General features: G+C 46.5%; 1 protein-coding gene. It reads left to right on the top strand.

The window, feature by feature from the left end; genetic code table 11:
- Positions 1-138: 138 nt before the first annotated feature.
- Positions 139-1532, top strand: a 1394-nt coding sequence (locus A3849_RS31960; RefSeq protein WP_178382876.1) for an RCC1 domain-containing protein, incomplete at its 3' end; no start/stop codon positions are given.

Raw genomic sequence — 1532 nt, 5'->3', positions numbered from 1 at the left:
AATGGATACAACTATGGATTGGCGCTGAAGAAAGATGGAAGCGTAGGAGTATGGGGAGGAACTAGCACAGATTTTAGGACCGTTAGTGGCCTAAGCGGTGCACAGGCAATCTCCGGGGGGATCAGAAATCATGTTATTTTGACAGATGGAAGTGTATGGTCCTGGATAAATGGCTCCCCAATTAAAGAGACTGGAATCAGCGAAGTTAATGCAATAGTGACAGGCAGATATCACATAGTAGTTACTAAAACTGATGGAAGCGCCTGGGCCTGGGGGAGTGATAACAGTGAAGGCCAGTTAGGAGATGGAACTACGGTGGCGCATAGCACACCGGCACTGGTGAAAGAAAATACTGCGCCGAAGGTGAACTTGACCTATCCATTAGGGAGTAAAGCATCACCAGCAACAACCAATGTCAGCAATCCTTCAATCCGGTGGACACAAGATGATGCGGCATTAACCAGATTTGGGGCGTACCAAGTGCAAGTATTGAATGAAAGCGGAACGGTAGTGATTGATTCGGGTGAGGTTACACAACCGACAACAGCGACGGTGAACGCCTGGACGATAAATAAACCGTTGTTATATAGTCAAGCGTACCAAGTGCGAGTGAGGGTATCTGCGAGTTGGTATCATACCTTGCAAATAAAGGCAGATAACAAAGTATGGGCTTGGGGACAAAACAGTAATGGTCAATTGGGAGATGGAACGACGACCTCCAAAACCACGGCTGTTGTAATTCCAGGGTTAGAAAACATGGTGTCAGTAGCAGCGGGAAACATGCATAGTCTGGCGCTTAAAAGTGATGGAACCGTGTGGTCGTGGGGCTATAATAATGCCGGTCAATTAGGAAACGGAAGCAATATTAGTCAACTATCACCCGTGCAAGTAAAGAATTTAACAGGGGTTATTGCCATTGTAGCTAATGGAAGCAGTAGCTATGCACTGAAAAATGACGGAACAGTATGGGCATGGGGGGAAAACTCCTCTGGTCAGTTGGGGGACAATACAAATACAAATCGAAATGTGCCAGTGCAGGTTCTGGGTATAAGTGGCGCAAGTATGTTGGCGGCAGGAAGTTCCTATGTCTATGCGTTAACAAGTGATGGAACCGTGTGGGGTTGGGGAAGCAGTAGTAACAAACAAATTCCAGGCTCTACAGGAACACAAACAGCAAAAGCAGTCTTAATGCCTGGATTGACAGATATTGCAAGTATAGCAGCGGTAGAAGCGAATGGATACAACTATGGATTGGCGCTGAAGAAAGATGGAAGCGTAGGAGTATGGGGAGGAACTAGCACAGATTTTAGGACCGTTAGTGGCCTAAGCGGTGCACAGGCAATCTCCGGGGGGATCAGAAATCATGTTATTTTGACAGATGGAAGTGTATGGTCCTGGATAAATGGCTCCCCAATTAAAGAGACTGGAATCAGCGAAGTTAATGCAATAGTGACAGGCAGATATCACATAGTAGTTACTAAAACTGATGGAAGCGCCTGGGCCTGGGGGAGTGATAACAGTGAAGGCCAGTT

Source organism: Paenibacillus sp. P46E (genome assembly GCF_001909095.1).
Taxonomy (GTDB): domain Bacteria; phylum Bacillota; class Bacilli; order Paenibacillales; family Paenibacillaceae; genus Paenibacillus_AQ; species Paenibacillus_AQ helianthi.
The sequence above is the reverse complement of the archived record's forward strand: the minus strand, read 5'-3'. Positions and strand labels throughout refer to the sequence as shown.